The organism is Paludibacterium yongneupense DSM 18731, assembly GCF_000422925.1.
In the GTDB taxonomy this organism is placed as follows: Bacteria; Pseudomonadota; Gammaproteobacteria; order Burkholderiales; family Chromobacteriaceae; genus Paludibacterium; species Paludibacterium yongneupense.
This window is the reverse complement of record NZ_KE383963.1, coordinates 36,333-62,974: the sequence shown is the minus strand read 5'-3', so window position 1 is coordinate 62,974 and position 26,642 is coordinate 36,333. Positions and strand designations below refer to the sequence as shown.

The following is a 26,642-nucleotide window of genomic DNA, read 5'->3' as shown; positions in this document are numbered from 1 at the left end:
CGCGACAATGAGGCTTTGCCTCCACACAGATTGGGGAATGTATGAAAATCGCCGTTTTTTGCGGGTCCAGCTCCGGCAATAATCCCGAATTCACGACCGCCGCACAGGCGCTCGGGCGCACGCTGGCGGCGCGCGACATCGAACTGGTCTACGGCGGCGGCAAGGTCGGACTCATGGGCACGATAGCCGACGCGGTGCTGGCGGCCGGCGGCAAGGTCACCGGCGTGATTCCGCGCGCGCTCGAGGCGCGCGAGGTCGCCCACACCTCGCTGAGCGCCTTGCATGTGGTGGGGGATATGCACGAGCGCAAGGCGCTGATGGCGCAGATGGCGGACGGTTTCATCGCCATGCCGGGCGGCGCCGGCACGCTGGAAGAAATATTCGAGGCCTGGACCTGGGCCCAGCTCGGCTACCATCGCAAGCCCTGTGGCTTTCTCAATGTCGCCCGCTACTACGACAAGCTCATCGCGTTCATGGACGATATGGTCGACCACGGTTTCATGAAGTCGCCGTACCGGGAGATGGTCAGGGTCGAGCATGCGCCCGAGCCCCTGCTCGACGCGCTGCTCACCTACACCCCGCCGCTGGAAAAATGGGCGACGGCCCGTCCCTGATCAGCGTCCGTAGATCCGCAGGATCAGTTCAACGGTGCGCCGTGCCGATTCGGCGTCGGCCAGCGGCGCCCGGCCGTCGCGCACCGCGGCCTCGAAATCCCGCAGGATGGCCTGGTGGCGAGCGCTGTCGCCGAGGGTCGCCACATTGGGAGCCGCGGCGATGGCCGCGCCCTGTCCCGGATTGGCGACTCCGTCGATGTCCCAGTTGACGATGCGATCGTCGAGAGTGACGACGATGCCTTTTTCGCACACGACTTCCAGACGCGCCGGCAAACCGGGCCGGGCCGCCGTCGAAGCGACGATGGTGCCGATCATTCCGTTTGCGTGGCGCAGCAGTACGGCGCCGTGATCCTCGGCCTCGATACGGTGCGCAAAGGTCGCACGGTGGGCGACAAGTTCGTCCGGCAGGCCAAAGAACCACTGATACAAATCGATGTTGTGGCAGGCTTGCTGCATGAACGGCCCGCCGCCGTCGATGTCCAGCCCCCCGCGATAGGGGGCGCTGTCGTAATACGCCTGGTCGCGCCAGAACTTGCATGACAGATCCGCGGCATAGATACGCCCGAGCGCTCCCGCCTCGAGCAGGCGCTTGAGCGCGAGGACATCCGGATGGGTGCGGTGCTGAAAGGCGACGGCCAGGGTGACGCCCGCGCGAGCGCAGGCCTCGATCATGGCGCTCATTGCGGGGCGGGTGATGGCAAGCGGCTTTTCGGTCAACACATGCTTGCCGAGGCGTGCGGCGGCCAGCGCGCCGTCCTGATGCAAACCGTTGGGGGTCGTGATGATGACCGCATCGAAAGGAGCGGCGACGGCATCCAGCGAACGGCAGCACTCGATGCCGGGAGCGGCCGACGGGCGGCGCCCGGAGCGCGAGACGCAGGCGACCAGCTTGCTGCCCTCCAGGCCGGACAGCGCCGCCACATAGGTGTTCGAGATGGAACCCGTACCGATCAGAACATAGCGCATCGCGCCTTCTCCCCGCCAGACCATGCCGTACAGCATAGCGCTGGCCGAACTTGAGGTCTAGCGGCCTGATGGTCTGACCTGTCAGCGACCGATGTCGACCAGCGCCTTGCCGGCCATCAGCTTGCCTTCGATCTGTTCCAGCGAGACGCCGCGCGTTTCCGGGATGAAGTAGCGGGTGACCACGATGAATGCGGCATTGAATCCGGCATAGAGCCAGAAAGTATGCGCGCCGCCCAGGCCGTGCAGCAGGCTGAGGAAGCTCGCACCGACGATCATGTTGGCGATCCAGTTGGTGAACGTCGAGCAGGTGATGCCGAAGTCGCGCCCCTGCAGCGGCTGGATTTCCGAGCACAGCACCCAGATCAGCGGGCCGGCCGACATGGCAAAGCCGAGGATGAACAGCAGCAGCATGGCGACGGTAAAATATTGCTCGCCCACGCTCAGTTGCGTTTGCCCGAGCATCATGGCAACCGCCCCCATGCCCGCCGCCATGATGAAAAACCCGGCGTACAAGATAGGCTTGCGCCCCCAGCGGTCGACAAAGCCGATGGCGATGAAGGTCGACAGGACATTGACCAGTCCGACGATCACCGTGCACCACATCTGGTCTCGGGTCGAATGGAAGCCGGCCTCTGCGAAGATGCGGGGGGCGTAGTACATGATGACGTTGATGCCGGTCAGCTGCTGCATGACCTGCAGCGCCAGGCCGAGGCCGACCGAGCGCCGGAAATTCGCGTTTTCGCGGAATAACTGAAAACCGCGCTGTTTCACTTGCAGCGAGGATTCGATTTCGGCCAGCTCCGCTTCCACCTGTTCGTCGGAACCGCGCAAGCGCTGCAGGACATGGCGCGCTTCCGCCTTGCGCTGGCGGATGACCAGCCAGCGCGGACTGTCGGGCAGGCACAACACCCCCAGCAGGAACAGCACGGCCGACACGGCAACCACCCCCACCATCGCGCGCCAGTTTCCGCTGGCGCTGAGCTGCGTATTGCTCAGGTAGACCACCAGAATGCCAATGGTGATCATCAGCTGATAGACCGAGATCATCGCTCCGCGAATGCGCTGCGGCGCGATCTCGGACAAATACAGCGGGGCGGTATAGGAGGCGATGCCGACAGCCAGACCGAGCACCACCCGTCCGGCGATCATGATGTTCGCCGACCACGCGAGCGCGCACAGCGCCGAGCCGGCGACAAACAGCACGGCGCCCAGCAACAGCGATTTCTTGCGCCCGAGACGGAAAGACAGCCAGCCGCTGCCGACAGCCCCCAGCGCCGCGCCGAACATCATCGAGCTGACTATCCACTCCTGCATCACATCGCCGAGACGGAAGGTCGCGGCGATGAACGGCAAAGCGCCCGAGATCACGCCGATGTCGAGGCCGAACAGCAGCCCGGCCAGGGCCGCCAGGATGCCGACACAGGCGACCTGAAAATTGACGGAGGATGGCGCGCGCGTCAACGGCAGCGCCGTGCTCGATGTATTGGGTGTAACCATCGTGTTCACCAAAGAAAACCGGCGCTTTCGCGGCGGCGATTGTGAGCTGCTGGCCGGCGGCTCGCGACCGCCCCGAATTGGCCGCTATGCTACACCATTTGCTCGTAGCTAAGTACATTTACGTAGTCGCTGCGCTCGGCGGGGGCGGGTATCATCCGGTCATGACACATTTCGCCTGGCCGAGGACCCACGGCCCGACCATACTGCAAGGATGGTTTTGCCGGATTTCCCGCCGATGAAGACAGCCGCCTTCGCCCATTGCCCGCCGACGCCCACCCTTGTCGACACGCATTGCCATCTCGATGCCCCCGAGTTCGACGCCGATCGCGACGAGGTGGTCGCGGAGGCACAGGCGCTCGGCCTCGGGCAGATTCTCGTTCCGGCGGTGGATGTCTCCCGTTTCGAGAGCGTGCTCGAACAACGCAGACGCTATGGCTGCTGGATCGCTTTCGGCCTGCACCCGCTCTATCTTTCCAGTCATCTGGACGATCATCTGGCCGTTCTGGAGCAGGCATTGACGCGGCATGCGCCGGTGGCGCTCGGCGAGATCGGTCTCGATTTCCATGTCACCGGCCTCGATCCCGCACGGCAGCAGGCGCTGTTTATCGAACAACTGAAGCTCGCGCGCCGCTACGATCTGCCGGTGCTGCTGCACGTGCGCCGCGCCCAGGATAAAGTGCTGCGTTTTCTGCGCGAGCAACGCATCGAACGCGGCATCGCCCACGCTTTCAACGGCAGCGAGCAGCAAGCGCGTGCGTATATCCGGCAGGGGATGCTGCTGGGATTCGGTGGATCGATGACATACGACGGATCGTTGCGAATCCGCCGCCTGGCGGCCAGCCTGCCTTTGGACAGTATCGTGCTGGAAACCGATGCGCCCGACATCCGCCCCGCTTGGGCACAGCAAACGCCCAACCGGCCGGCGCAACTCGCGCGCTATGCGCAGTTGCTGGCCGCGCTGCGCGGCGTGAGCCATGACATCGTCACTAAAACAGTATTTAATAATATTATTAATACATTGAAATTCAGCGGTATCCTATAAGGCTTGACTATTTAACAGCGCCTGCGCGCGTTTAAAATCACTGTCGGAGTAGATACGCATGAAGAACATGACGGTTGCACTGCGCATCAGCGCAGGGTTCAGCATGCTCATCATATTGATGATCATGATCGGAGCGACCGGACTCATCGGTCTCGGTCGCATGTCGGACACGGTGCACACCATGACGTCGCGCGACGTCAGCTTCTACCAGCATATTTCCGAAGTCCGCTACCACATGGGCAATTTGCGGCGCTTCGAAAAAGACTATTTCATCAATATCGCCGTCCCCAAGACCCGCGCAGACTACCTGAGCAAATGGCGCGACTCGATGGGCAAGACCGAATCCGAGCTCAAGGCCTGCGCCGACGCCGACCCGGCGCAAAGCGCGAGCCTGGCCGCGCTCGACGCGAAGCTCAAACAGTATGGCGACGGGCTGCTCTCCGTTTCCGCCCGTATCGAGGCCGGCGCCATCGCCGGCACGGCCGACGCCAATGGCGCGATGGGGCAATTCAAGGACAGTGTCCATGCCATGGAAGATGCGCTCAAACAGATCGCAGGGCGTTCGCATGACACGATAGACGGGCTCGGCGCGGCAATCGATACCACCCGCCTCACGGTGCGCACCGAATTGATCGCCTTGCTGATTGTCACCTCGTGCGCCGCCGCCGGCTTGTCGCTGCTGATCATTCGCTCGATTGCGGGGCCGCTGCGCCAGATGGCGGCAAACAGCCATACCCTCGCCGCGCGGTGCGACCTGACCCTGCCGTGGCCGGACTATGGCCGCAACGAGGTCGGCGCGGTCTCCCGCTCCTTGCGCGAACTCGTCGAGAGTGTGCGCTCCGTGATCCGCGATTCGCACCGGCATTCATCGCAGCTCCTCGCGGCCGCGGAAAACCTGAGCACGGTCAGCCGCAAAGTCGCCACCGACTCGCTCGCGCAGGCCGAGGCCGCCTCTTCCGGCGCGGCGACGCTCGAACAGATATCGGCCAGTGTCAATGTGGTCGCCGAGCATGCGGCCGAGGCCAGGGAAAAGGCCAGTCAAGCGACCGATGCGGCCCTGCGCGGCAGCGAGCTCGCCCAGCGCGCCACGCACGAAATCCAGCAAGTCGCCGGCAACATCGAAACCACGTCGGCGGTGATTGCCGGACTCAATCTGCGCTCGGGCGAGATCGGCAACATCGTCCAGGTCATTCGCGAAATTGCCGAGCAAACCAATCTGCTGGCTCTGAACGCCGCCATCGAAGCGGCCCGCGCGGGCGAAGCCGGGCGCGGGTTCGCCGTGGTCGCGGATGAAGTGCGCAAACTCGCGGAACGGACGAGCCAGTCGACAGCCGAGATCGCGGCACTGATCACGGCGGTGCAGAACGATACCCATAACGCGGACCAAAGCATGCGCGAAGCCGGCGCGCTGATCGATGCCGGCGTCAGCAGCGCATCGAGCGTGGCCGGGGCACTGGAAGCGATACGGCAGGGCACGGCCGATGCGACCCGGCGCATTCACGACATCGCAGGCGAAATCAAGGAACAGGGTGCGGCCGGGCACCAGGTCGCGCAGAACATCGCCCACATCGCCGACAAGAACGAAAGCACCAGCCAGGCAATACAGCAGGCCACGGCTCTCGCCGATGATCTGCATCGCCTGGTCGATGCCTTGGATGCGACGCTGAACCGCTTTACTGCGTGATGCTGGGCGGTGCGTCGTTGCCGGCCGGGATATAGGGCTGAGCGATGATCGCGTTCTTGTCCACGACCGGGGTCTGCGGATATTCGGTGTTGCAGCTGGCCAGGTCGTCGGCCGACGGACCCGCGTAATCGGCCGTATAGTCCTCGGCCGCCTTCAGATGCAGGGCTTGCAGCAAATCGCCGTCACCGGCCAGCACCCGCAGATACGCGAGCTTCTGGTCGTTTTCGGCATTGGCTATCGCGCGTTTCGCTTCTAGCAGTTCGTTCTCGCTATCGAGTACGTCCAGCAGCGTGCGCTGGCCGATATCGAACTGCTTGCGGTAAGCGTCGCGCGCTTTTTCGGTCGAGAGCGCGTGCTGGCGCAGATAGGTCAGTTGTTCATCCAGCTTGGCCGTGTCGTTGTAGGCGATGCGGACCGTCTGACGCATATCCCGGCAGGCTTTGTCGCGCAGATCGAGCGCGCCGTTCAAGCCTTCGGCCGCCATGCCGAGCCGGGCACGGTCGGCGCCGCCGCGCGACAGATTGATGTTGAACACCACCTCGGCCATTTTTTCGCTATAGGCGCCGGTGGTCCCGTTGATGCCGTTGCCCTGATCCTGGCGCAGATGCAGATCCAGCGTCGGCGAAAAGGCCCCGCGCCGCACCGCCACTTCGCTTCGCGCCGCCAGCACGTTTTCCAGCGCCGACAAGTAGGCCGGGTTGGCGTGGGTGGCGCGACCGAGCACATCGCGATCCAGCGGCAATTGCGCCTTGAGCGAAGGCACGTCGGCCATGTCGGCGGGCGGCTCGACGCCGACCACGCGCTCATAGCGCACCGACACGTCATGCAGGTTGCTGCTCTCGGTCAGCAAATTGGATTCGGCCAGCGCCAGGCGACCGGCCGCCTGTTCGAGATCGACGCGGCGGCCGACGCCGGCGCCGACTTTTTGCTGGATCTGGCTGTAGATGCCCTTATGTGTCGCATAGTTGGCCTTGGCCACCTCCAGCAATTGCCGGTAGCGCAACACGTCGATGTAGGCGCGCACGGCTTCCAGCGCCTGAGTCTGGGAACTGTCCAGAAAATCGAAGTACTTGGCGCGCATGGTGTGGTCGAGCTGATGCAGCGAGTACGTGGTCTGCATGCCGTCGAACAGATTCTGCGTCAGCGTGACAGACCAGCCATGTCGCTGGAAATTCTCGTACTGCGCCGGCCCGTTATAAACGCCGGGCAGAACATTGTGCTCGTGTCCCTGGGTGTAGCTCGCATCAACGGTCGGAAAATAGCCCGCGCGCGCGACGCCCTTCTCCTCCATCGCCGCCTTGAATTCGTGCAGCTTGAAGCGGACTTCGGGATTGTGCAGCAGTGTCTGTTCTACAGCCTGTCCCAAATCGACTGCCTGCGCCGGACCGACAAGCAGTGCGGTGCAAACAGCAACAGACAGTTTCGCAACAACATTCATGGTGATCCCCCAAGCAATCAGTCTGACCGCATAGATTGTGATAACAATTTCTGTTAATACTTTACAATATCTCGAAACACTATGTGAATAAACTGTTTTACGTAAATAATTTAAGAACGATGCAATAATGTGCATTGATGCCGACTTTTCTCTCCTCTCTCGCGACCCTGTGCCGTGCCGTGCGGCGGCAAGGTCGAATCGGCCGGTTACTCGCCGGAGGGGTGGTGCTTGCCTTGAGCGGCATGCTGTTCGCCGTCGCGCGCGACCTGCCCGCGCCACAGGTGGCGGTGCGCTACGGGCCACAGGCCGTGCGGCTGTATCAGGACTGGACGGTCTTGCTCAATCGTTTGCACGACAGTCCCGATCCGGTGCGCCTCGCCGCGGTCAACCAGTTCATCAACCGGCGCATCCGGTATGCCGATGACGAGTCGATCTGGCATCAGCCCGATTATTGGCCGACGCCGCTGGAGACCTTCGGCAAGGCCGCCGCGAACTGTCAGGGCTTCACCATTGCCAAGTATTTTTCGCTGCGCCTGGCCGGCATGGCGCCGGACAAACTGCGGCTCACCTACGTCAAGGCCCGCATCGGCGGGCCGGACAGCACGCTGAGCCAGGCGCATATGGTGCTGGCCTATTACCCGACGCCGACGGCCGAGCCGCTGATTCTGGACAGCCTGATCACGAGCATCCTGCCGGCCTCGCAGCGACCGGATCTGACGCCGGTGTTCTCTTTTGACGCGGAAAGGTTGTGGGTGGGTTCGACGCGGACCACGATCGATAAATTGACCCGTTGGCGCCAGGTGATGGACAAAATGCGCGCCGAAGGCTTTACCTTCTAGTGGCTTAACTTATGAACAGACTCTCTCTGGTACAACGGCTGTGGATATTGCTGTCGGTGGCGATGCTGGCCGTGGCCGGCGCGCTGGCCACGGATCTGCTCGCCGCACGCCACTATATCGAGCAGCAGCTCGGCGCCCAGAACACCGATACGGCGAACGGCCTGGCCTTGATGATCACGCAGTACAAGGCCGAACCGGCGATGGCCGAGACGCTGATCAACGCCGCCTTCGATCAGGGCCACTATCACAGCATCCGCTGGCTGGACGCCGATGGAAAACCCCGCATCGAGCGCATCAACCGCGACCAGACCGGGCACACCCCGGGCTGGTTTGCCCGGCTCCTGCCCTTGCAGCCGCCAAGCGGAAACGCCAGCGTCTCCAAGGGCTGGCTGCAGGCCGGCCAGATCAGCGTCGACAGCGATCTGGGCTTCGCCTACGTCTCGCTCTGGGAGGGTGCGGCGCAAACCCTGGCATGGCTGGCCGTGGTCGGACTGTTGAGCGCCACGGTCGGCTCGATCTCGATCCTGCAACTGCGCACCCACCTGAACCGCATGGTCGAGCAGGCGGACGCCATCGCCGAGCAACGCTTCATCCGCATTCCCGAGCCGCCGACCCCCGAGCTGTCCCGCGTCGTCGCGGCCATGAATCGCATGGTCGGCACCCTGCAGCGCCATTTGCAGGCCAGCAGCGCCGAGCTGGAGCGCTTGCGGCGCGAAACACTGACCGATGCCGCCACCGGCCTGCCCAATCGTGTTGCCTTCCTGCAACAGTTGAATGCCCTGCTCGGCAGCCGCGAGCAAACGCAGGCCGGCGAGTTGTTGCTGCTGCGCGTCGCCAATCTGACCGAGCTCAACCAGCGCCTGGGGGGGGCCGCGACCGATGCCCTGCTCGACCGGCTGGCCGCCGATCTGCGTGCGCTCGCCCATCCGCGCAAGGGCTGGCTGGCCGCGCGTCTGCGTGGCGCCGACTTCGCGCTGTTGTGCCCCGAGATCGAGGCCAGCGAAGCGCTGACTCTCGCCCAGTCGCTGTGCAATCAGCTGGCCAGCTATCAGCAGATGGGGTTGGTCGACTGCGCCGGGCTCGGGCATATCGGGCTCAGCTGCTACCACAGCGGCGACAGCGCCGACGCCTTGCTGCTGCGCGTGAATCAGGCGCTGGCCGAAGCCGGGACACAGCCGGCGAATCATTTCCGGCGCAGCGACCGCGATCTGCCGCAGCAAAGCGAGCACGACTGGCTGCAGTTGATCGTGGGGGCCAGCAAGGAGAAGCGCTTGCGCCTCGACTGGTATCCGGTCAACAGCCCGGCAGGCGTCACCTTGTGGCGCGAGGGCATGCTGTATCTACCGGATGGCGACGGCAAGATCAACGCCTTGCGCCTGGTGTCGCACGCGCTCCGCCTCGGCATTTCGGCGCAGCTCGATCTGGCCGCGCTCCACCAGGCCGTGCTGGAATCCGGGCGCGGGCTCTACGCGATCAACGTCTCGCCGGCCTCGCTGGCCGATGGCGACTTCCTGCCCGCCATCGAACAGGCTATCCGCCATCTGGCGCGGCAGTCGCTGACCTTCGAATTTCATGAAACCGGGCTCGCCGAGCACTGGGACGCCTTCACCTCTTTCTGCGACGCGGTACGCCGGCGCGGCCAGCGCGTCGCGGTCGAGATCGCCGGCAACGACCTCGAGCTGGTCGCCCGTCTGTACGAAATCGGCATCGCCTATCTGGTGATTGATAGCGGACTGACGCTAGGCATCCACCACGACCCGGGGCGGCAAGCGCTGCTGCGCGGTTTGTTGCGCATGTCGGGACTGATGAATATCGCGCTGGTCGCCAAGGGGGTGCAGAACGCGGACGATGCGGCCAGCCTGGTAGAGCTGGGCATCGATGCCATGACCGGTACGGCCATCCACTGACAAGGCTCCCCGCCCCGCAGGGGGCGGGGGAAGCCCGCTAGGGGTGGACGACGATCTGGTGCTGCGCGAGCAGGGCATCCAGGATCTGGTGATCGCTGAGCGCGGCCCCGTTGTTCGTCACCGCCACGCCGGGCAGCAGAATCTGCTTGGTGTCGAGCATCGCGTCCTGGGCGGCCGAATCGCCGGCATTGTACTGGCCGGTCGCACTGACATGAACCAGCAGACCGTTGGCCGTGTTTTCGAAGTGCAGATATTTTTCGAGCGAGGCATCGGTGTTGTGCTCGCCGGAGAGCAGATTGCGCAGGTCCAGGGTGTCCTTGTTGCCGCTCGTTTCCTGAAAACCGTACAGCACATCGTAGGTCGGATGACCGGCGCTGCCCGGATCGCCGCTCTGCCAGGTGAAGGTGCCGTCGCCGCTGCTGTCGAAGGTCTCGGTAAAGATGCCGCCGAAGCCGGTGCTCACCGTCGGCTGCTGGGCGCTGTGATCGACGCCGTTGATGGTGATGCTGACCACCTGCGTGGTGTAGCCGTCGATCGCGGTCAGCACGAAGGAGTCGGACAACGACTGCCCGCCCTGCAGGCTCTGGATCTGGGCGAGCGAATTATTGACCTGATAGCTCCAGTGGCCGGTCGCATCGACGGTCAGCGCCCCGAGGTGGGTCTGCCCGCTCTGGCTCGCCAACTGCCAGGTATCCATCTTGTCGCGTACGGCCAGTGCGCTGTCGGGCTCGGTAAACGTCAGCGTGCCGCTCGCAACGAGATAGCCCGAGCTGTCCACGGCCGTGTTCTCGGTCACCGTGGCGTGGGTATCCCCGCCCAGGACCAGCGGCTGCCCGAGGTCGACGGTAATGATATGCGGCACATTGTCGGCCGTGGTCACGACAAAGCTGTCGACATGAATCTGCCCGGCCGCCAGCGCCGCGACCTTGGCCGGATCGACGCTGTAGCTCCACGCCCCCTGGCTGTCGATGGTCAGGCTGCCCCAATCCTGCGCCGTGGAGATCACCGTGGTGCTGAAGTCGGTCTCGCCGTGATTGCCCTGGCTTTTCTCGGCCCATACCTGCCCGCTGGTGGTCAGGTAATTGGCGGCGTCGTGCGGTGCGGCGCTCGAGACGAAGCCGGTGTCGGTCAGCGGCCGGCCCGCGCTGTCGAAGCCGCTGGCGAGCACGACCGAGGGGTGGGCGACACCGTCGATTTCCATCGTCAGGGTATGGGTGGTGCCGTCGACGCCGCGGACCAGATAGGTTTCGGTCAGCGATTCGCCGGCCGTCAGCGCCTGTACCTGGCTCTCGGCATTGTTGACGCTATAGCTCCAGCTGCCGTCGTCGTTGACGGTCAGCGTGCCGAGGGCAGTCCCGCCGCCGAGCAGGGTCACGCTCGTGGTGTCGATATGGTTGCGGCCGATATGGTCGGGGTCGAGCAGCACCATCTGTCCGCTGGTCACCAGCATGCCGGCCGAATTGACATTCGTATCCTCGACCACGGTGCCGCCGGTGCCGGTGATGCTGACCGCGTGATTGATGCCGTCGATCTCGATGGTCACCGTATGCACGCTGCCGTCGACGCTATGCACGAGATAGGTTTCGATCGCATCCTGCCCGGCGCGCAGGTCCTGCACCGCGCTGTCGGCCACGGTGTAAGTCCAGTGCCCGGCGGCGTCTATCGTCAGGACCCCGCGCGCGCCGTCGGGAGCCGTCACCGAGCCCGGCACAAAGGCGGACTGGCCGGCATCGGCATCGCTGATGCTCAACGTTCCGCTGGTCACCAGCGTACCTTGCGCCGTGACGTTCTGGTCTTCGGTCACCAGCCCGTGGTCGTTGCCGCCGATCGCCGCGACGGAATTGGTGCCGGTGATATTGATATCGACCGTGGTCTGCCAGCCATTGGCCAGAGTCACGGTGAAATTGTCCGTCGCCGCCTGGTTCTGCGCGAGCGCCAGCGAACGATCGTCCAGGGTGTAACTCCAGTTGCCCTGTGCATCCAGCGTCAGGCTGCCATAGGCGCCCTGCAGCACTCCCGCATCGAACGGCAAGGCGTGGCTCGCGCTGTCGACCGCGACCAGATGGCCCGAGGTCGAGACTTGCGTCTGCTCGACCACGGAACCGCTGCCATTGTCCACCCGGGCACCGTGGTTGGGATTGTCGTTGCCGGCGGAGAAAGCCCGCGGCTCGATGGCTTGCGCGTTTTGCAAGCCGGTCCCCGTGCTCAGCGGACTCAGGTTTTCGCTGATGCGCAACAAGCGGACAAAGCTGTGGCTGCCTTCTTCCGCCTGCTGTCCGGCATCGAGACCCGCTTCGGCCGGCGCAAGGCCGGCGGTCGGATCGAGCCCCGCCTGCAGGTTGGCCAGCACGCGCGCGGCATCGGTGCCGGGCCCGGCATTGCCTATGCTCTGCCCGACGACGGGGTCCAGCCCCGCCTGCAGATTGGCCAGCACGTGTGCGGCATCGGCATTGAGCTGGGCGGCGTCATGCGAACTCGCGTCGGTCGGGTCGACCGCCTGCGGCGCCAGCGTATCCTCCGACAGCAAAATGTCGCGCGGCCCGTCTATGGTCACCGTCTGGCCGTCGGCCCTCAGCAATTGGACTTCGGCCCCGTTGGCCAGGATGAGATGCGAACCCGGAGGCACCGTCCCGCCTGCGGCGATGACATGGATATGTCCGTGCGCATCGACGATTTTGACGTCGCCATGCAGTCCGACGATACGACCCAGGTTTTGCTCGCTCATAACATTTCCTTATGACATATATTACTTGTTTTGTCATAGTAGCGACGGCAATGGGCGCTGACCATTGTACTGAAGTCCACCTGTGCCCTCAGCGCGTGAGCCGCAGCAGCAATTGTAGACGATCCGCGACATCGAACTTCTGGAAAATCGAAGTCAGGTGCGCTTTGACCGTGCGTTCGGTGATGGCCAGCACCTGTGCGATTTCTTTATTCGAGCGGCCAAGGCGCAAAGCGTCGACCACCTGCAGCTCGCGCGCCGACAGGTCCGCCGGCAGCGGCGCACTGGCGCCGATCGCGCCGAGCTGCCGGCACAGCCGCTGCATGATGCTGACGCCGAACCAGATGCCGCCGGACTCGACCGCGGCCAGGGCCTGCCGCAGCAGCTCGGCGCTGCTGTAGGCATGCAGGTAGGCGACCGCCCCATGCTGGAGCCACCGCAGCCCCTCCTCATCGCCGGGTACGCTACTCAATGCCAGCACACGATGCGTCGCGCAGAGCGACAACGGCGGCCCGCCTCCCAGGTCCAGCAGCAAGGGCAGCTCGCGGCAGTCCGCATCCAGCGCGGCGACCGAGCCCGCACACACGCGCGGGCTGCGCTGCAGCGATTCGCGCCAGTACGCGGCCAGAGCGGGACTGGCGGTCAGAAAGGCGATGTCGGGCATGATCTCAGCGCTCGGTCATCGCTTCGGCCTTGGCCCGCAACACGGGCTTGAGCAGATAGGACAAAATGCTCTTTTTGCCAGTCATGATATCGACTTGCGCGACCATGCCGGGAATGATGGGCAGGTGCCCGCTTCCCAGCGCACGCCGGTTGGTGCGCACTTTGACGATATAGAACGCGTTGCCCTTGTCATCGGCGACGGTGTCGGCGCCGATATCCTGCAGCACCGCCTCCATGCCGCCATAGATGGTGTAGTCGTAGGCGCTGAAACGCACAAAGGCATGCTGGCCCGGATGCAGGAAGGCGATATCGCGCGGCGAAATGCGCGTCTCCAGCAGCAGGGACTCTTCCGAAGGGACCAGCTCGATGATGTCCTTGCCCGGCTGCACCACGCTGCCGACGGTATTGACATACATCCGCTTGACCTCGCCGGCGGCGGGCGCGCGGACTTCGGTCAGCCTGACCTTGTCCTTCAGGGCGACGCTGCCCTCGGACAGGCTGTTGAGTTTGGAAAGGGTATCCGACAATTCGACGCTGGCCGCATTGCGGAACGTCAGTTCGACTTCTTGTATCTTGCGGCTCGCTTCGGAGATCGCCGCGTGCAGCTTGGCGATCTGGGCAGTCGACTGCCCGAGTTCGCCCCTGGCCTGCGCCACATCGCGATCGAGCCGCAGCAGGTCGACGTCGGACACGGCGCCGGTTTCTTTCAGCGGCCGGGTCACCGCCAGTTCGCGCGAGGTCAGCTCGAACGTGCGCTTCGCCCCTTCCTGCCGCGCCTGCGCCTCGCTCAGCTCATGCGAGCGCTGCTCGAGCTCCTGCCGCGCGATCGCCACCGTCGCCTCCAGCTCCTGGCGCTTGGAGGTATACAGTGCGAGCTCGTGGGTCGCGATGTCGGGCGCAAGCTGCATCACTTGCGCGGGGGGCACATAACTGGCGCCGGAGGTCAGCGCGCGCAGGCGCGCCGCCTTGGCCAGCAGGGAGAGATACTGCGCCTGGTTTTCCCGCAGCGAAGACACGGCGCGGGTATTGTCTATCTTCAGCAAGAGTTGATCGCGGCGCACGCGGTCGCCTTCGCGCACCATGATCTGGGCGACGATACCGCCGTCCAGGCTCTGGATATGCTGGTTCTGCAGATAGGGCACGACCTTGCCGTCGCCACGGGTGACTTCATCCACATGGGCCAGCGCGGCCCACAGCAGCGCCACCAGGAAAAAACCGACGATACTCCACACCAGCAGGCGCGGGCGGGCGGGGTTCTGCTCCAGCATCGCCCATTCGGCATCGGTGGCAAAATCGATCCGTTCGTTCAGATCGCGCGCCGCCGCCCAGTCCATCAGCCATTCCAGCGCGCGCCCCGATTTTTCTTTCCAGCGTCTCCACATCAGCCCTTCCTCCCCACGGTCCCCTGCTGCAGCGCGCGCATCACATCCGCCTTCGGGCCATCGGCCACGATATGCCCGCGATCAACAACGATCAGTCTGTCGACCAGGGTCAACAGCGCCTGGTTGTGCGTGACCAGCACGACGGTGCGCCCGGGAAGCAGGGACAGCAGGGTCTGGCGTATATGCGCCTCGCTGGTCTGATCCATCTGCCCGGTCGGCTCGTCGAGCAGCAGCATGGGCGGCGTTTCCAGCAGCGCACGCGCGATCGTGACCGCCTGTCTCTGTCCGCCGGACAAAGTTTCGCCGCGCTCGCCTATCACCATGTCGAAGCCGAGCGGATGGCCGTTGATAAAGCCGGACAGGCCGGCCGCCTCGGCGGCCGCCGCAATGCTCGCATCGTGGGCATGCGGCGAGCGCATGGCGATGTTCTGGCGCATCGAACCGTAGAACAGAACCGGGTCCTGCGGCACATAGCCGATATGGCGCCGCAATTCGGCCGGGTCGATCTGCTGGATATCGATGCCATCGATGCGGATGGAGCCGCTGCCGGGCCGGTACAGACCCATGATCATTTTTTGCAGCGTCGTCTTGCCCGAGCCGACCTTGCCGACGATGGCGACACGCTCGCCTGCGCGCAGTTTGAAGCTCACATGCTCGAGCACCGGCACCGGATTGCCCGGGTAGGCGAACGTCACGTCCTTGAATTCGATATCGCCGCTGAAGCCGGTGCGATGAAAAAAGGCGGCATCGGCTTCACGCTCGACCGGCAAGCGCATCAGGCTCTCCAGCGAGCTGAGCGAACTCTTGGCATTGTGATATTGGGTCATCAGCCCGACCACTTGCGCAAGCGGCGCCATGCAACGTCCGGACAGCATCACGGCGGCGATCACCCCGCCTTGCGAGACATCGGTCGCGATGATCAGATACACGCCGACGACCAGCATGGACACATAGACCGTCTGCTGGATGAAGCCGGTCACGCTGGCGGTCGATGCGGCCAGCATCTTGAGGCGGGCGCCGACCTGAGCCAGATAGAGCGTCGACTGTTCCCACGCGCGCTGCTGCTGGCCTTCTGCACCGAGAATCTTGATCGTTTCCATCGCGCCGAGGTTTTCGATCAGCAGCGCGTTGCGCTGGGCGGCCGCGCGCAACGTGGTATCGGATAGATCCTTCATTTTCTCCTGCACGACCCAGGCATAGCCGAGTGTCAGGGCCGATCCGAGCAGCACCGGCAGCGTCAGCCACGGCGACACCCACAGAATGACCAGCAGAAAGATGAGCAAGAACGGTAAATCGATCAGGGCCGCCACCGAGGCCGAAGCGATGAAATCGCGTATCGACTCGAATGCGCGCAGATTGGCGGCAAAAGCGCCGACCGAGCTCGGGCGCCCTTCCATGCGCAGCCCGAGCACACGTTCCATGATCAGCGCCGACAGGCTGATATCGACGCGCTTGCTGGCCAGATCGAGCAGGTAGGCCCGCGTCATGCGCAGCAGAAAGTCGAACACCAGAACCACCATGGCGCCGACCGCGAGCACCCACAGCGTCTCGGTCGCCATATTCGGCACCACGCGGTCGTAGACGTTCATCGACAGCAGCGGCAGGGCCAGCGCAAAGATATTGATCATGAATGCGGCCGCCATCGCATCGCGATACAGCGGCCAGCCTTGAAACAGGGTCTGCCAGAACCAATGGCGGGAACGAATCTGCGAGAGTTCGGGCGCGCGGCGTTCGAAGCGGTATCGCGGCCGGACAAACAGGGCGAGCCCGCCGTACCGCGTCGCCAGCTCGCTCAGGGGCATGGACACTTCGGATTCGATCAGTTCGGGAAAACTCACCCGCGCACTTCCGCTCGCAGCATCGATGGAGCGCAAGATGCAGGCCTCGTCGCCATCGAGCAGGAGCACGGCCGGCAGCAGGCTGTCGCGCACCCGCTCGAGCGGCAGGCGCAGCAGACGCGACGCCAGCCCGATCCGCCGCGCCGAGCGTCCGAACAGGGACGGGGTCAGGCGATTGTCGCGCAAGGGAATCCCGGCGGTCAGCGACTCGCGCGTGGCGTGGATGCCGTAACCGCGCGCCAATGCAAACAGACAGTCGAGCAAGGGATCGAGGTGCGTGGCATGCGATGGAATATCGTCGTTGCCGCCGGCTGCCGCGGCCGTCATCGCTGCGGCGGGGGCACGGGTTTGTAGTGGGTCCATTGTCATGGTCGCGGATGTTTTACAGAACTGAACAATCGAATTGGCTATTCTAGACTAATAAAATAATACGTGTAGTGTTTGTGCAAAGTCTTACCACTTTTTGTTAACAATAGGGGCTGCACTGTATGCCATACGCACTTATCGACGCCAACGGACACGTTGATGCCTTGCTCGGTCATGCGGTTGCGCAAGGGGTCTTTCTTCCGGCGACAGACCCACGCGTACTCGATCTGCTGCTGGCCGGCGATCGCGGCGCCGAGCAGCGCCTGCTTGATGCCAGCGATAACGCGCAGCATTTCCTGCTCGACAGCCTGCTGCTCGCGCTGGCCGAGAGCAGGCTCCTGGCGCCGGATGATATCGAGAGCCTGGCGGATTCACACCCGGGAGTGCGGCCGATGCGCTTGCATAATCTGCGGGAAAGGGTGGAGAGCGATGAAGACGCCGCGCGTCAGAGTCTGCGCGAATCGGATCCCGGCGCGGTGCGCCTGATCGAAGACGTGATCGATGTGCTGGAAAAAAAGGGCTTGCTGCACCAGACCGACTTGCCGCAAGGCGCGCAGACCCTGCTGCGGCTACGCCGCGAACTGCGCGCCTATCTCAGCGACGACGAAGCCGACGAGAGCGGGCCGGACTAGCGACGACGAAACCGATGTGCGCGGGCCGGACTAGCGACGACGAACCCGATGTGCGCGGGCCGGACTAGCGACGACGAAACCGACGAGAGCGGGCCGGACTAGCGACGACGAAGCCGATGTGCGCGGGCCGGACTGACGCCGATCGGCTTGAAATGGTGGGCATAGGCGACCGCGGCGGCAAAATAGGCGACGCTCAGCACGATTTCGACTCCGGCCAGGCCGCGCGACAAACCATGGTCGGCCCAGCTGCGCATCACGCCTTCGGCGAAAAACAGCAAGATGAACATCGACGACCACTGAAAAGTGTAGAGGTGGCCGCGCAGGATGCCGCGCAGCGGCAACAGCAGCAGCACCGCCTTGAGCACCAGCAGCGAGCCGCCCGGCCGCAGCGGTGCGAGCCAGCGTTCCCAGAGCAGCGACAACAGCGTCAGGGCGACGAGGCTGGAGATAGCCAGCCATTGCAGCGTACGGTCAGGACGTAGCGGCATGTTTCCGTTTCCTCCATGCCATGAACAGGGCGGCCCAGATCCCCGCCTCGTACAGCAGGCACAAGGGCAGCGCGAGCATCAGTTGCGACAGCATGTCCGGCGGGGTGATCATCGCCGCCACCACGAAAGCCGCCACGATGATATAGGGCCGCGCGCGCTTGAGCTGGGGGATGTCGACCACCCCCATCCGTGCGAGGACCACGACCAATACCGGCACTTCGAAGGTGACGCCGAAGGACACGAACATGCCGAGCACGAAGGACAGATATTTGTCGATATCGGTCATCATCGCCACGCCATGCGGCGTCACCGCCGCCATGAAGCCGAAGACCACCGGAAACACGAGGAAGTAGGCAAATGCCATCCCGGTGAAAAACAACAGCAGACTGGACAGCAACAGCGGCAAAACCAGCTTTTTTTCGTGGGCATACAAGCCGGGGGCGATAAAGGCCCACAGCTGGTACAGCGTATTGGGCAGCGATAACAGCATGGCCACCAGCATGGTGACTTTGACCGGCACGAAGAACGGTGCGGTCACCTCGATGGCAATCATCGTCGAGCCGGCAGGCAAATGCTGCAGCAAGGGCCGAGCCAGAAGGTGATAGATGTCGCCCGACCAGTGGAACAGGGCGAGGAAGACGATGAAAAAACCGGCCAGTGCACGCACCAGGCGCTGGCGCAGCTCGATCAGATGCGCAAGCAGGGGGAGTTCTTCGGTCATTGCGCGGAGTTATCGCTGGGCAAGTGGGGAGAAGGCGGCAGCAGCTCTTCGAACAGGTCGAGCTGGTTTTCATCGCGTGCCGGCGGCGATAGTTCGCCGGGAGCGGCCAGCACCGTCGCCGTTCCGGGCATGGGCGCGGCCGCGTCGGCGCAGGCGAGCACTTCGCCGTGGGCGCTGGCATCGGCTTCGCCTGCCGCCGGCAGCGGGTCGACCGCGACGCGCGCATCGTCCGCCGGCGGGGCGACCACGGCGGGTTCGATGCCCACCGCCGCCACCGTCCCGGCCAGGGCCGCGTTCACGCCGTGCAACTCGTTTTCGAATCGCTCCTGCAACGCGAACGCCGTCTCGCGGACGTCCTGCTGCAAGCCGGCGAGGCCGGCGCGGTCGGCCTCGCGCCGGATGTCGGATTTGACGCTGGCGGCAAAACGCTGCATCCGTGCGAGCAGGGCGCCCAGCGTGCGCGCCACGACCGGCAAACGCTCCGGCCCCAGCACCACGAGTGCCACCACGCCGATCAGCAGGATCTCGCCCAGGCTGAAATCAAACACGATGCGCTACCGCGTCAACGCTTGTTGTCATCGCCGTCGATGACTCGACCGGCGGGTTTTTCGGCGGGCTTTTCTTCCTCGCCTTTCATTCCTTCCTTGAAGCCCTTGATGGCATTGCCAAGATCCTTGCCAATGCTGGGCAGGCGCTTGGTACCGAACACCAGCACCACGATCAGCAGCACGATGAGCCAGTGGACGAGACTAAAAGATCCCATATCGACTTCCTTGCTTCCCGAATTCGGTTATGCCCGGGCCGGATGCCCGAACACGTGCACATGCAAATGGAACACTTCCTGGCCACCGGCCGGGCCGGTGTTGACGCCGACCTTGAATCCCTGCTCCAGCCCGTGCTCGGCGGCGAGGCGCGGAACCAGCAGCATGATGCGGCCCAGCACGTCCTGATGCTCGGGGCCGCATTCGGCCAGCGAGGCAACGTGGCGCTTGGGGATGATCATGAAATGCACGGGCGCGATCGGCCGGATATCATGAAACGCGAACACATCGTCGTCTTCGTAAATTTTCTTCGACGGGACATCGCCCGCCGCGATCTTGCAGAAAATACAATCGCTCATGCCTGCCTCGTCTCAATCCTGCGGACGCGCCGCTTTTTCGTCCAGTCCGGAAATGCCTTCCCGGCGCTTGAGTTCCATCAATACATCTTCCGGGCGCAGCCCGTGCCAGGTCAGCAGCACCATGCTGTGGAACCACAGGTCGGCCACTTCGCGCACCAGATGCAATTTATCGCCATCCTTGGACGCCATCAGCGTCTCGGCGGCCTCTTCGGCCACTTTTTTCAGGATCGCATCTTCGCCCTTGTGGAACAGCGATGCCACATAGGACGACTGCGGGCTCGCCTCGCGGCGGGCCTCCAGCGTATCCGCGATCGTTGTCAGTACCTCTGGCGCTATCATGATGCCCCCATGCAAATCCGTACGATGATGTGTCCGCCTGCGCGGCGGCACCTGCGCCATTGTAGCGCCGTCAGCCGGGCCGCGCTCATTCCTTGTGGTAGATGGCCGTCGGGTCTTTCAACACCGGATCGACCGCCCGCCATTGCCCGTCCTGCAGCACGCGGTAGAAACAGCTTTCGCGTCCGGTATGGCAGGCGATGCCGCCGGCCTGCTCTATCTGCAGCACCACCACATCGCCGTCGCAATCGAGCCGCAGCTCGTGCACAAGCTGGCTATGCCCCGACTCTTCGCCCTTCTTCCACAAGCGCTGGCGCGAGCGGCTGAAATAGTGGGCGATGCCGGTTTCGGCGGTCAACTGCAGCGCGGTGCGATCCATCCATGCCATCATCAGGATGCGCCCGCTCGCCGCATCCTGCGCAATGGCCGGCACCAGACCGGCCTCGTCCCACTTCACGTCATCAAGCCACATAAACTACCATCCGTTGGTTACAGCCTCACTTCGATTCCGGCGCGCTGCATCGCCAGCTTGGCATCGCGCACGCTATATTCGCCGAAGTGGAAAATACTGGCCGCCAGCACGGCATCGGCCCGCCCCTCGCGAACGCCTTCGACCAGATGTTCGAGCGTCCCCACCCCGCCTGAAGCGATGACGGGGATCGACACCGCATCCGACACCGCGCGCGTCAGCGCAAGATTGAAGCCCGAGCGCGTGCCGTCGCGGTCCATGCTGGTCAGCAGGATCTCGCCGGCGCCGAGCTTCTGCATATGACAGGCCCATTCGACGGCATCCAGCCCGGTCGGCGTGCGCCCGCCGTGGGTAAAGATCTCCCAGCGATCATTATCGGGCGTGACCGCCTTCGCGTCGACCGCCACCACGATGCACTGCGAGCCGAAACGGTCGGCCGACTCGGCCACCAGCTCCGGCCGCGTCACCGCCGCCGTATTGATGCTGACCTTGTCGGCGCCGGAATTGAGCAGGCGGCGGATATCGGCAACCTGCCGCACGCCGCCGCCCACGGTCAGCGGGATGAATACCTGCTCCGCCACCGCTTCGATCACCGGCAAAATCAGGTCGCGCGCATCCGAGCTGGCCGTGATATCGAGAAAGGTGAGTTCATCGGCGCCCTGCTCGTTATAGCGGCGAGCCACTTCCACCGGATCGCCCGCATCGCGCAGACCGACGAAATTGACGCCCTTGACCACACGCCCCGCGCTGACGTCGAGACAGGGGATGATTCGTTTTGCTAAAGCCATGTCGTGAGCACGCCTGAGAATGGCCGATACGGCCGGGAGTCCGTCGCGGCGACTCGCCGCATGGCTCCGGGCCGCACCCTGCCCGTGCGCTCCCCGCGCCGGCGGGAAGCGAAAATGGCGTGCGCGCCGCACCCCGCGGGCGCGATGCGCACGGCGTCAGTTGCCGGACAACTCGTCGGCCAGCCCCTGGGCGGCAGCGAACTCGATGCTGCCCTCGTAGATGGCGCGTCCGGTGATGGCGGCTTCGATGCCTTCGCCTTCGACCTCGACCAGCTTCTTCACGTCGTCGAGATTGGTCAATCCCCCGGAGGCGATGACCGGAATCTTCAGCGCGCGCGCCAGCGCGACCGTCGCATCGATGTTCACGCCGTTCATCATGCCGTCGCGGCCGATGTCGGTGTAGATCACGGAAACGACGCCGTAATCCTCGAAACGGCGCGCGAGATCGATGACGTTGTGCGAGGTAATCTTCGACCAGCCGTCGATCGCGACCATGCCGTCCTTGGCATCGAGACCGACGATCACCTGGCCCGGAAAGGCATCGCAGGCATCGCGCAGGAAGCCGGGCGTCTTGACCGCGGCCGTGCCGATGATCACGTATTCCAGCCCCATGTCGAGGTAGCGTTCGATGGTGTCCAGATCGCGGATGCCGCCGCCGAGCTGAACCGGCATATCGTCGCCGACTTCAGCCAGGATAGCGCGGATTACAGCGAGGTTTTTCGGCTTGCCGGCGAAAGCGCCGTTAAGGTCAACCAGATGCAGGCGACGCGCGCCCTGGTCGCGCCAATGACGCGCTACTTGCACCGGGTCTTCCGAAAACACAGTGGCGTCGTCCATCACGCCTTGCTTAAGGCGTACGCACTGACCATCCTTGAGGTCGATAGCAGGTATGAGCAGCATGCTGAGTCTTGAATGGGAAAAAGTTAAACGGTGCCATCCCAGGCCAGGAAATTCTTCATCATCTGAAGCCCCGCCAAGTGGCTTTTCTCAGTGTGGAACTGTGTTGCAAACACATTGTCTTGCCCGACGATACAGGAGAAACGCGCCGGGTACTCGCTCTCGGCCAGCGTCAAGCCCGCATCCTGCGGCGCAAAATAATAACTGTGCACGAAATAAAACCGCTCGCCATCGGGAATTCGTGCGAAAAGCGGGTGGGGCCGCGACTGGAATACGCGATTCCAGCCCATATGCGGCACTTTCAAGCGCGCCCCCGCCGCGTCGTGCAGACCGTCGGCGAAACGCCTGACCTGGCCGGCGAACAGCCCGAGTCCCGGCGTGTCGCCTTCCTCGCTGCGGTCGAACAACAGCTGCGCGCCGACGCAGATTCCGAAAAACGGTTTCTCGCGCGTGCTCTCGAGCACGGCCTCGGCCATGCCGCAGGCTTTCAGCTCGCGCATGCAATCGCGCATCGCGCCCTGTCCCGGAAAAATCACCTTGTCGGCACGCCGCACGAGATCGGGATCGCGCGTCAATACGATCTGCGCCCCGCCGTCGTTTACCGATTCGACCGACTTGAGAACCGAGTGCAGATTACCCATGCCATAGTCAATGACGGCGACCTTCATGCGCTCAGCGTCCCTTTGGTGGACGGGGTGATGCCCGCCATGCGTTCGTCATGCTCAACGGCCATGCGCAGCGCCCGGCCGAAAGCCTTGAAAATCGTTTCAGCCTGATGGTGCGCATTCAGACCGCGCAGATTGTCGATATGCAGCGTCACCATCGCATGGTTGACGAATCCGTGGAAAAACTCGGAAAACAGATCGACATCGAACTGGCCGATCGCGGCACGGCTATATTCGACGTTATAGCTGAGTCCGGGCCGTCCGGAGAGATCGATTACCACCCGCGACAGCGCTTCGTCGAGCGGAACATAGGCATGGCCATAGCGGCGGATGCCGGTTTTGGCGCCGATGGCCTGTGCGAAAGCCTGACCCAGCGTGATGCCGATATCTTCGACCGTATGGTGGGCGTCGATGTGCAGATCGCCGTTGGCCACGATATCGAGGTCGACCAGACCATGCCGCGCGATCTGGTCGAGCATATGATCGAGGAAAGGCACCCCGGTGGCGAGGCTGGCCGCGCCGGTCCCATCCAGATTGAGGGAGACGGTGATCTGGGTTTCCAGCGTGTTACGGGTGACGGTAGCAGTTCGCATGATGATTCAATATACGCTCTCTGAGGGTGCGGCGTGACCCGCCTTAGTCGGGGGCGTCCAGTCTCAATTCGGCCGAGCGCGCGTGTGCGGTCAGCCCTTCGCCGTGAGCGAGCACCGAGGCGATGCGCCCCAGCTGCTGCGCGCCCGCGCGCGAAACGCGAATCAGACTGGTGCGCTTCTGGAAATCGTACACCCCGAGCGGGCTGGCGAAACGCGCGGTGCGCGAAGTCGGCAGCACATGGTTGGGGCCGGCGCAGTAATCGCCGAGGCTTTCCGAGGTATAGCGTCCCATGAAGATGGCGCCCGCATGACGCAGCCGCGGCAACCAGGCTTCGGGGTCGGCCACCGACAACTCGAGGTGCTCGGGCGCGATGGTGTTCGCGATCGCGCAGGCTTCGTCCAGATCGCGCACCGCGATCAACGCGCCGCGCCCGCCGAGCGAGGCGGAAATGATGTCGCGACGCGGCATGGTCGGCAACAGCCTCTCGATGCTGGCTGCCACCCGGTCGAGATACTCGCTGGACGGACACAGCAGGATGGCCTGCGCGATTTCGTCGTGCTCGGCCTGGCTGAACAGATCCATAGCGATCCAGTCGGGATCGGTGCTGCCGTCGCACACCACCAGGATTTCGGAGGGTCCGGCCACCATGTCGATGCCGACCACGCCGAACACGCGGCGCTTGGCCGCCGCCACCCAGGCATTGCCGGGCCCCGTGATCTTGTCGACCTGGGGTACGCTGTCCGTGCCATAGGCCAGGGCGGCCACGGCCTGCGCGCCGCCGATGGTGAATACCTTGTCCACGCCCGATATATAGGCAGCCGCCAGCACCAGATCGTTGCGCTCGCCGCCCGGGGTCGGGACGACCATGATGATCTCGCCGACGCCGGCCACGCGGGCCGGCACCGCATTCATCAACACCGAGCTCGGGTAGGCGGCCTTGCCGCCGGGCACGTAGATGCCGACGCGGTCGATCGCGGTCACCTGCTGTCCGAGCAGCGTGCCGTCGTCTTCTTCGTAGCTCCACGACGTCATCAGCTGCTTTTCATGGTAGCGCCGCACGCGGGCTTCCGCCTGCAACAGCGCGGACGACAAATCGGCCGGCAGGCGCTCGAAGGCGGCCTGCAACGCGTCGCGGCCCAGCGTGAGATCGGCCATGGAGGCAGCCGGCAGACGGTCGAAGCGCGCGGTGTATTCCAGCACGGCGGCATCGCCGCGTGTCTTGACCCCGGCGCAGATGTCGGCCACCGCCTGATCGACGGCGGGGTCCTGCGCGGTTTCGAACGCCAGCAGCGCGGTCAGGCGCTCGGTAAAATCGGACTGAGTGGAATCGAGACGTAGCATGGGTTTCCTCCGGCCTGCCGTCAGGCGGTCACGGCGCGGGCAAAAGCGTCCAGCACCGGCTGGATGCTGTCGTATTTGAGTTTCAGCGCGGCCTGGTTGACCACCAGCCGCGAGCTGATATCGAGAATATGTTCGACCGCGACCAGATTGTTGGCGCGCAAGGTGCCGCCGGTCGAGACCAGATCGACGATGGCATCGGCGAGGCCGACCAGCGGGGCCAGCTCCATCGAGCCGTACAATTTGATGATATCGACGTGGACGCCCTTGCGCGCGAAGTGCTCGCGCGCGATCTGCGGATACTTGGTCGCCACCTGCAGGCGCGCGCCCTTCTTCACCGCCGCCTCGTAGTCGTATTCACCGGCCACCGCCACCATCATGCGGCATTTGGCGATATTCAGATCCAGCGGCTGGTACAGACCGGCCCCGCCGTGTTCGATCAGGACGTCGCGACCGGCAATCCCCAGGTCGGCGGCGCCGTACTGGACATAGGTCGGGACGTCGGAGGCGCGCACGATCACCAGACGCACGTCCGGATGGTTGGTGCCTATGATCAGTTTGCGCGAGGATTCGGGATCTTCTGCGGGGGAAATGCCGGCGGCCGCCAGCAGCGGCAGGGTTTCTTCAAAGATGCGCCCTTTGGAGAGGGCAATGGTCAGCGTCATGGCGATGAGGGGATCGTATCAATCGAGCGCAGCGTGGCGAGCCGGAAAACCCAAGACTCGGGCATTGTGATTCAACGACGTGCCGCCGCCCGCAATTACAAAGGTAGGCATTGCCCTGGTTGGGTCAAGCATACCCGAAAACCCGGGCCCTGCAAAATGGGGCGCCGCCCGCGGCGGGGGCTTCAACGCACCAGTGCACGCCGCTCGCGCTCCAGCTGCCCGATATAGCGCTGGATCTGGCTTTCCATCGCGGTCGGCAGATTGATGAACGTGCATCCGATGCGCACGGCATCCACCCCGTTGCGCAGCTGCACCGGCAGACGGTGACGGACTTCGAGCGCGACGCGCAGAATGCCGAACGGTTTGAGTTCGAGCGCGCAATCGTAATAGCACTGCCCGATTTCGAAACCTGGGGTATTGAGTTCGGGCAGCCACAGGGACAGGCCGCCAAGGCTGATGTCGAAAGTCTGCAGGTCGAGCGCTTCTTCCGGGTAATCGCCGAAATGGCACAGCAGCGGATTGCCGACCGGGGTGCGGATACGGAAAAACTCGCGCCGCTGCAATTTGATGATCTGCACCGGAATGTCGACCTGGAACGCAGGCTGTCCCTCGTAGTCGACCTTGCGCGCCTGGCCGGTGATGAACTGGGTCTTGACGCCTTCCGGCGAGCAGACGAACACATTGCGCTCGCTGGCGAGCAGATGGGTATTGGTGTCTTCGTCCGAGCCCCAGTCGAAGGTCAGGGTGCCGGCCTTGCCGTCCACAGCCAGCAGGCGCGTCAGAATGAAGGTTTTGCCGCGATTGGAAAAAACCGTAACCATATGCCCCTGCGCGGCGATGGTCTTGAGATGATGGACAATCTCGACCGTCGACGTCAGCGTGTATTTGGCCAGGTCCAGCGGCGAGCTGGCCGAGCCGGAGGCGCCGGGGCGGTGTTCTTCACTCACGGTAGAAGGCTTTCACAAGTTTGA

The 26,642-nt window shown here is 64.0% G+C and carries 27 protein-coding genes; 6 read left to right on the top strand and 21 right to left on the bottom strand.

Translation table 11 applies throughout. The features are described from left to right. Window positions 1-41 precede the first annotated feature (41 nt). Window positions 42-614, top strand: coding sequence for an LOG family protein (locus G520_RS0120765; protein WP_028537336.1), 573 nt, complete (start codon window positions 42-44; stop codon window positions 612-614). Here the strand turns inward: G520_RS0120765 and G520_RS23715 are convergent, their stop codons facing one another. Then, entirely contained in the window at window positions 615-1,580 is a 966-nt protein-coding gene (locus G520_RS23715; RefSeq protein ID WP_169449868.1) for a Gfo/Idh/MocA family protein, read from the bottom strand. 81 nt (window positions 1,581-1,661) lie between these two features. Beyond that, window positions 1,662-3,077, bottom strand: a complete 1,416-nt coding sequence (locus G520_RS0120755; protein ID WP_084637737.1) for a sugar porter family MFS transporter — start codon at window positions 3,075-3,077, stop codon at window positions 1,662-1,664. Window positions 3,078-3,312: 235 nt separating this feature from the next. Here G520_RS0120755 and G520_RS23710 point away from each other — a divergent pair, with 235 nt between their 5' ends. Together G520_RS23710 and G520_RS24180 are read left to right on the top strand one after the other, a co-directional pair. Further along, window positions 3,313-4,119 (top strand): TatD family hydrolase, encoded by an 807-nt coding sequence (locus tag G520_RS23710; protein ID WP_051229561.1) that lies wholly within the window; start codon window positions 3,313-3,315, stop codon window positions 4,117-4,119. Window positions 4,120-4,177: 58 nt separating this feature from the next. Further along, window positions 4,178-5,803, top strand: a complete 1,626-nt coding sequence (locus G520_RS24180; protein WP_051229560.1) for a methyl-accepting chemotaxis protein — start codon at window positions 4,178-4,180, stop codon at window positions 5,801-5,803. Here the strand turns inward: G520_RS24180 and G520_RS23700 are convergent. Beyond that, entirely contained in the window at window positions 5,793-7,241 is a 1,449-nt protein-coding gene (locus tag G520_RS23700) for a TolC family outer membrane protein (protein WP_051229559.1), read from the bottom strand. The genes G520_RS24180 and G520_RS23700 overlap by 11 nt on opposite strands. A gap of 137 nt (window positions 7,242-7,378) precedes the next feature. Here G520_RS23700 and G520_RS23695 point away from each other — a divergent pair, with 137 nt between their 5' ends. Further along, window positions 7,379-8,080 carry a transglutaminase-like cysteine peptidase gene (locus tag G520_RS23695; protein ID WP_084637736.1) on the top strand — a complete coding sequence of 234 codons (702 nt, stop codon included), beginning with the start codon at window positions 7,379-7,381 and terminating at the stop codon, window positions 8,078-8,080. A gap of 11 nt (window positions 8,081-8,091) precedes the next feature. Beyond that, window positions 8,092-9,987, top strand: a complete 1,896-nt coding sequence (locus G520_RS0120730) for a bifunctional diguanylate cyclase/phosphodiesterase (protein ID WP_028537334.1) — start codon at window positions 8,092-8,094, stop codon at window positions 9,985-9,987. Between the two features lie 37 nt (window positions 9,988-10,024). Here the strand turns inward: G520_RS0120730 and G520_RS0120725 are convergent, their stop codons facing one another. From G520_RS0120725 to G520_RS0120710, 4 genes are all read right to left on the bottom strand, one after another. Beyond that, window positions 10,025-12,712, bottom strand: a complete 2,688-nt coding sequence (locus tag G520_RS0120725) for a VCBS domain-containing protein (protein WP_028537333.1) — start codon at window positions 12,710-12,712, stop codon at window positions 10,025-10,027. A gap of 88 nt (window positions 12,713-12,800) precedes the next feature. Continuing rightward, entirely contained in the window at window positions 12,801-13,373 is a 573-nt protein-coding gene (locus G520_RS23690; protein ID WP_051229558.1) for a response regulator transcription factor, read from the bottom strand. Window positions 13,374-13,377: 4 nt separating this feature from the next. Continuing rightward, window positions 13,378-14,754 carry an HlyD family type I secretion periplasmic adaptor subunit gene (locus G520_RS0120715; protein ID WP_036666730.1) on the bottom strand — a complete coding sequence of 459 codons (1,377 nt, stop codon included), beginning with the start codon at window positions 14,752-14,754 and terminating at the stop codon, window positions 13,378-13,380. Then, entirely contained in the window at window positions 14,754-16,955 is a 2,202-nt protein-coding gene (locus G520_RS0120710; RefSeq protein WP_246542714.1) for a type I secretion system permease/ATPase, read from the bottom strand. Before G520_RS0120710 ends, G520_RS0120715 begins: the two co-directional genes overlap by 1 nt. Before the next feature lie 125 nt (window positions 16,956-17,080). On the opposite strand from G520_RS0120710, the gene G520_RS23685 reads away from it, so the two are divergent. Next, window positions 17,081-17,590, top strand: a complete 510-nt coding sequence (locus G520_RS23685; RefSeq protein WP_036666727.1) for a hypothetical protein — start codon at window positions 17,081-17,083, stop codon at window positions 17,588-17,590. Window positions 17,591-17,688: 98 nt separating this feature from the next. On the opposite strand, the gene G520_RS23680 is transcribed toward G520_RS23685, so the two are convergent. The 14 genes from G520_RS23680 to G520_RS0120635 form a co-directional block, all read right to left on the bottom strand. Then, window positions 17,689-18,078 (bottom strand): DUF2069 domain-containing protein, encoded by a 390-nt coding sequence (locus G520_RS23680; protein ID WP_036666725.1) that lies wholly within the window; start codon window positions 18,076-18,078, stop codon window positions 17,689-17,691. After that, window positions 18,062-18,799, bottom strand: coding sequence for a twin-arginine translocase subunit TatC (gene tatC / locus G520_RS0120695; protein WP_028537330.1), 738 nt, complete (start codon window positions 18,797-18,799; stop codon window positions 18,062-18,064). Before tatC ends, G520_RS23680 begins: the two co-directional genes overlap by 17 nt. Continuing rightward, window positions 18,796-19,347 carry a twin-arginine translocase TatA/TatE family subunit gene (locus G520_RS25770; RefSeq protein WP_051229557.1) on the bottom strand — a complete coding sequence of 184 codons (552 nt, stop codon included), beginning with the start codon at window positions 19,345-19,347 and terminating at the stop codon, window positions 18,796-18,798. Before G520_RS25770 ends, tatC begins: the two co-directional genes overlap by 4 nt. A 14-nt stretch (window positions 19,348-19,361) precedes the next feature. Next, entirely contained in the window at window positions 19,362-19,562 is a 201-nt protein-coding gene (gene tatA / locus G520_RS0120685; RefSeq protein WP_028537329.1) for a Sec-independent protein translocase subunit TatA, read from the bottom strand. 27 nt (window positions 19,563-19,589) lie between these two features. Beyond that, entirely contained in the window at window positions 19,590-19,919 is a 330-nt protein-coding gene (locus G520_RS0120680) for a histidine triad nucleotide-binding protein (RefSeq protein ID WP_028537328.1), read from the bottom strand. A gap of 12 nt (window positions 19,920-19,931) precedes the next feature. Further along, window positions 19,932-20,258 carry a phosphoribosyl-ATP diphosphatase gene (locus G520_RS0120675; RefSeq protein ID WP_028537327.1) on the bottom strand — a complete coding sequence of 109 codons (327 nt, stop codon included), beginning with the start codon at window positions 20,256-20,258 and terminating at the stop codon, window positions 19,932-19,934. Between the two features lie 85 nt (window positions 20,259-20,343). Then, on the bottom strand, window positions 20,344-20,727 hold the full coding sequence (gene hisI, locus G520_RS0120670; protein ID WP_028537326.1) for a phosphoribosyl-AMP cyclohydrolase: 384 nt from the start codon (window positions 20,725-20,727) through the stop codon (window positions 20,344-20,346). Between the two features lie 17 nt (window positions 20,728-20,744). Beyond that, window positions 20,745-21,512, bottom strand: coding sequence for an imidazole glycerol phosphate synthase subunit HisF (hisF, locus tag G520_RS0120665; protein ID WP_028537325.1), 768 nt, complete (start codon window positions 21,510-21,512; stop codon window positions 20,745-20,747). Window positions 21,513-21,668: 156 nt separating this feature from the next. Further along, window positions 21,669-22,412: a 1-(5-phosphoribosyl)-5-[(5-phosphoribosylamino)methylideneamino]imidazole-4-carboxamide isomerase gene (gene hisA, locus G520_RS0120660; protein WP_028537324.1), complete on the bottom strand. Its 744-nt coding sequence runs from the start codon at window positions 22,410-22,412 to the stop codon at window positions 21,669-21,671. Between the two features lie 23 nt (window positions 22,413-22,435). Next, complete coding sequence (hisH, locus tag G520_RS0120655) at window positions 22,436-23,077, bottom strand: imidazole glycerol phosphate synthase subunit HisH (RefSeq protein ID WP_028537323.1); 642 nt, start codon at window positions 23,075-23,077, stop codon at window positions 22,436-22,438. Further along, window positions 23,074-23,667, bottom strand: a complete 594-nt coding sequence (hisB, locus tag G520_RS0120650; RefSeq protein WP_028537322.1) for an imidazoleglycerol-phosphate dehydratase HisB — start codon at window positions 23,665-23,667, stop codon at window positions 23,074-23,076. The genes hisH and hisB overlap by 4 nt, the downstream gene beginning before the upstream one ends. Before the next feature lie 43 nt (window positions 23,668-23,710). Beyond that, on the bottom strand, window positions 23,711-25,009 hold the full coding sequence (gene hisD, locus G520_RS0120645; RefSeq protein WP_028537321.1) for a histidinol dehydrogenase: 1,299 nt from the start codon (window positions 25,007-25,009) through the stop codon (window positions 23,711-23,713). A gap of 20 nt (window positions 25,010-25,029) precedes the next feature. After that, window positions 25,030-25,671 carry an ATP phosphoribosyltransferase gene (hisG, locus tag G520_RS0120640; RefSeq protein ID WP_028537320.1) on the bottom strand — a complete coding sequence of 214 codons (642 nt, stop codon included), beginning with the start codon at window positions 25,669-25,671 and terminating at the stop codon, window positions 25,030-25,032. Window positions 25,672-25,853: 182 nt separating this feature from the next. After that, window positions 25,854-26,618, bottom strand: a complete 765-nt coding sequence (locus tag G520_RS0120635; protein WP_028537319.1) for a flagellar brake protein — start codon at window positions 26,616-26,618, stop codon at window positions 25,854-25,856. Window positions 26,619-26,642 lie beyond the last annotated feature (24 nt).